Source organism: Ectopseudomonas oleovorans (genome assembly GCF_003052605.1).
GTDB lineage: Bacteria > Pseudomonadota > Gammaproteobacteria > Pseudomonadales > Pseudomonadaceae > Aquipseudomonas > Aquipseudomonas oleovorans_A.
In genome coordinates this window covers 7,656-11,802 of record NZ_QASO01000076.1, presented here as the reverse complement: position 1 = coordinate 11,802, position 4,147 = coordinate 7,656, and the positions used below count along the sequence as shown (strand labels likewise).

At 61.4% G+C, this 4,147-nt stretch carries 3 protein-coding genes; 1 reads left to right on the top strand and 2 read right to left on the bottom strand.

Features of this window, described 5'->3' with window-relative positions; translation table 11 throughout:
* A partial coding sequence (locus tag DBO86_RS13065; protein ID WP_108233885.1) for an aspartate aminotransferase family protein occupies positions 1–1,251 on the top strand: 1,251 nt, incomplete at its 5' end.
* A 304-nt stretch (positions 1,252–1,555) separates the two neighbouring features.
* On the opposite strand, the gene DBO86_RS13060 is transcribed toward DBO86_RS13065, so the two are convergent.
* Together DBO86_RS13060 and DBO86_RS13055 are read right to left on the bottom strand one after the other, a co-directional pair.
* The gene (locus tag DBO86_RS13060; protein WP_003461267.1) at positions 1,556–2,410 is read right to left on the bottom strand and encodes a helix-turn-helix transcriptional regulator; all 855 of its coding nucleotides are present in this window, start codon (positions 2,408–2,410) and stop codon (positions 1,556–1,558) included.
* 324 nt (positions 2,411–2,734) lie between these two features.
* The gene (locus DBO86_RS13055) at positions 2,735–3,706 is read right to left on the bottom strand and encodes an XdhC family protein (protein WP_003461270.1); all 972 of its coding nucleotides are present in this window, start codon (positions 3,704–3,706) and stop codon (positions 2,735–2,737) included.
* Positions 3,707–4,147: the final 441 nt, after the last annotated feature.

Below are 4,147 nucleotides of genomic sequence, written 5' to 3'. Positions count from 1 at the left end.
GGCGTGCACCTGTGGGACAGCGAGGGCAACAAGATCCTCGATGGCATGGCCGGCTTGTGGTGCGTGGCCGTCGGCTATGGCCGCGAGGAGCTGGTCGAAGCTGCCGCTACGCAGATGCGCCAGTTGCCGTTCTACAACACCTTCTTCCAGACCGCCCATCCACCGGTGCTGGAGTTGGCCCATGCAATTGCCCAGCTGGCGCCGGCCGGCATGAACCACGTGTTCTTCACCGGCTCGGGTTCGGAAGGCAACGACACGATGCTGCGTCTGGTACGCCACTACTGGGCATGCAAAGGCCAACCGCAGAAGAAGATCATCATCGGTCGCGACAATGGCTATCACGGCTCCACCGTGGCCGGCGCCAGCCTTGGTGGCATGAAGTTCATGCACGAGCAGGGTGACCTGCCGATTCCGGGCATCGCCCATATCCCGCAGCCGTACTGGTTCGGTGAAGGTGGCGACATGAGCCCGGCGGCCTTCGGCATCTGGGCTGCCGACCAGTTGGAGAAGAAGATTCTCGAACTGGGCGAGGAAAATGTTGCAGCGTTTATCGCCGAGCCGATCCAGGGCGCCGGTGGTGTGATCATCCCGCCGGAAACCTACTGGCCGCGGATCAAGGAAATCCTCGGCAAGTACGACATCCTGTTCGTTGCCGACGAGGTGATCTGCGGTTTCGGCCGTACCGGCGAGTGGTTCGGCAGCCAGTACTACGACCTCAAACCTGACCTGATGACCATCGCCAAGGGCCTCACCAGTGGCTACGTGCCGATGGGCGGGCTGATTGTCAGCGACAAGGTGTTCGAGGTGATCGAGGCGCATGGCGACTTCAACCACGGCTTCACCTATTCCGGCCACCCGGTGGCCGCTGCGGTGGGCCTGGAGAACCTGCGCATTCTCAGGGAGGAAGGCATCGTCGAGCGGGTTAAAGCGGAAACGGCACCGTATTTGCAGCGTCGTCTGCGTGAGCTGGCGAATCACCCGCTGGTGGGCGAAGTGCGCGGCGTCGGCATGCTTGGTGCCATCGAGTTGGTGCAGGACAAGGCGACGCGCACACGTTATCCGGGTGACAAGGCGGTAGGCATGATCTGCCGCGGCCACTGCTTTAATAACGGCCTGATCATGCGCGCCGTGGGCGACACCATGATCATTGCGCCGCCGCTGGTGATCAGCCGCGCGGAGATCGACGAGCTGGTGGAAAAGGCGCGCAAGTGTCTGGACCTGACCTGGGAGCAGGTGCGTAGCGCTGTGTAAGCAGCAATTCGCGGCTGAAGCCGCTCCTACGCGAAGACTGCATCTGTAGGAGCGGCTGGGCGGCATTCCGCTTCAGCCGCGAGGGACGATGATCAAAAGAAAACCCCGCCACCGGTAACGGTGGCGGGGTTTGGTTTTTCAGCTGCTTACTCGAGGCTATTGTTCGGCGCTCGGGCGACACGATCCAGCGCGGTGTGCACCGCCGGCCCTGGTCATCTTTGGCCGGCCACGACCGGCAGCAGCCACTCGCTTCAATGCAAGAACCCTGTGCACTGGGCTCCGGCAATTGCCAAGGATCCATGGCTCAGGAGTGCGGGTAACTGTCCACTACCCGCTGGTACTGGCTCGGCGAGGCGCCGATATGGTGCTTGAAGAAAAGCGTGAAATGCCCCTGCTCGGAGAACCCCAACGACTCGGAAAGCAAGCCCAGGGTGCCACTGCGCTCACTGTCGAGCCAGGAAAAGGCACGCCGCATCCTCGCCGCGTTGAGCAGCAGATTGGGGGTCATGCCGGTGTCCTTGCGAAACAGGGAATAGAAGTGCGCGCGCGACAGACCACAGCTTTTGGCCGCATTGTCGATTGGCGCCGGGTCATCCAGGTGATTGAGCAAATAGTCGGTACCTTTGCGCACCCGCGCGTCGCGGTAGTCATTGACAGTACGAACGCCCATCCGACAGAGATGCCGCCACTGCGAGGAGTCTTCGATCAGTTGGATGAGGAAGTCGAACAAGTAAAACTCGATACGCTCTTGTGGAACCAGGCCAGGGCTGTGCATTTCAGCAATCAAGCGATCCGCCAGATTGCGGTTTTGCGTGCTCAGTTCCATGGAGGATTGCGCAAAAAAGTCTGGACGACTGCTCAAGGCGAGCGACTGTTGCGCGGTGGCCAGCCAGGCCGGCTCGATGTACAGAGCCAGAATCAAGGTATTGCCGGCACCTGCCTGATAATCGAAATAATGCGGTTCCCAGGCGTTGACCAGGACCACATTGCGGTCGGTCAGCGGCACCTGACGGCCACGGACGTTGAAGAAGGTGTCGTCACCCGCCACTTTCACCAGCACATGGCATTCCGAGTGGGTATGCATGACCAAGGGTTTATTCATGTTCAACAAGGCAACTCGGCCGAAATTGCCATGAAATACGCGTTGTGCAACCGACATAGGCAGTTCTCCCTCATCTACTGGATGAGCGTTGTCCGCAGCGCTTGGTTCTATCTGCGCCGTCTTAGAATATTTTCCCGAGGGGGTTAGCCGGAGGTCGGCAGGCGTATCGATATCCTGGTGGATACCTGAATCCTCCACGTCGACACTCATGCAGGACGCCGCTTGCTCACCGCTATCGCCATCGAGTTACCGCAGCGCTGGACAGCAATCTTGGCCATACAACCCCGGATGTCCTGAGTAGCCTCGATAGCGCGGCTGAGGATTATTTGACTAATTCAGCTTGGCGCACAAGTACTTCTTAGTCGTAGCGCAATGACCTGATCACAAGGCATGACGCGCCTTGCCGTGGTATACGCGCAGGACATCGGCCATTACCGCCAGCGCTATTTCCGCCGGCGCCTTACTGCCCAGATCCAGACCTATGGGCATGTGCAGGCGCGTGATCTGCTCGTCGGACAGGCCGCCAACGCGCTTGAGCCGCTCGGCGCGCTTGGCCGAGGTGGCCTGCGAGCCCATGGCGCCAATGTAGAACGCCGGGGTGCGCACCGCCTCCATTAGGGCCAGGTCGTCGATACGCGGATCGTGGGTCAACGCCACCACTGCGGTGGCGGCGTGGCAGCCGCCAGCAGCGATAAACAGCGAGGGCAGTACGCGCTGCATCTCTACGCCGTCGAGTACGATGTGCCCGACTTCCTCACGGGGGTCACAGGCGATCACCTCGCAGCCGATAGCGCAGGCAAAAGCGGCGCAGGCTTCGGCCACCGGGGACAGCCCGGCAAGAATCAGGCGCAGCACCGGGCCGACATGAATGCGCACCCTTTCATCGACGATGTGCACCCGCTCGCTACCCTGGCTGGCGTCCGGATCCAGGCGCAGCGCACCACTGCCAAGGTCGACATGACGCACCAGGCGATTCTGACCGAGCAAGGCCGCCTGCAGGGCTTGCAGGTGCTCGAGCCACTCGGCGCTGGGCGCGCGGTGTTCCACCAGCACCACCAGCACCCCACCGCAGGGCAAACGCAGGCGCCGACTCTCCTCGGCGCTGTCGCCGTAGCGGACAATCTGCGCCGGCTCGCGCAGCTCGCCACGGGCCAGGCTGGCGAGGAACTCTTCCTCGACACAACCGCCGGAGAGCGAGCCGACATGCTCGCCAGCAGCGCAGGCCACCAGCATCGCCCCCGGCGCGCGCGGCGCCGAGCCGTAGGTCGAGAGGACTGTACAGAACCACAATGCACGACCGGCACGGGCCCAGTCGAGCGCCTGGCTGACAACCTGTAGATCGAGATGGCGCATGCTTCCAGTACCTTGTAGAGCCGGTATCACAGGGGAGGCAGCAGACGCGAACTTGCCCGTTTCGCACTTGTCCAGGCATACGCTGGTGCGGGAAATCCCCGGTGACGCCTGCGTTTTGTCGTTGCTGCGTTTTATCAGCCGTCCGCCGGATGGTCAGGTTACGGCACGCAATGGCGCACGCCTTGCCAACCCAATGGAATATTGGTCTTTACGTCCGCCGATTTGCCTTTTGGTCCAAACAAGGGCGGCTTAGCGAATAAAAAAGGCTATGTCCCTGTTAGGGGCTGTTGCCGTTTCACATAGGTAACCAGAGAAAGGCACAGGCCATGGCCACGACGCTTTCGTAATTTCTTGAGTTTGTCGAACCGAGATGCCACCGCCCGGTAGTGCTTTAGCCGGGCGAAGGCGTTCTCCACCCAGTGCCGGTTGCGGTAAAGACCT

What these genes read in the sequence shown, in the direction of transcription:
- DBO86_RS13060 (WP_003461267.1), bottom strand. Translation starts at nt 2,410, where the DNA reads ATGTCGGTTGCACAACGCGTATTTCATGGCAATTTCGGCCGAGTTGCC.
- DBO86_RS13055 (WP_003461270.1), bottom strand. Translation starts at nt 3,706, where the DNA reads ATGCGCCATCTCGATCTACAGGTTGTCAGCCAGGCGCTCGACTGGGCC.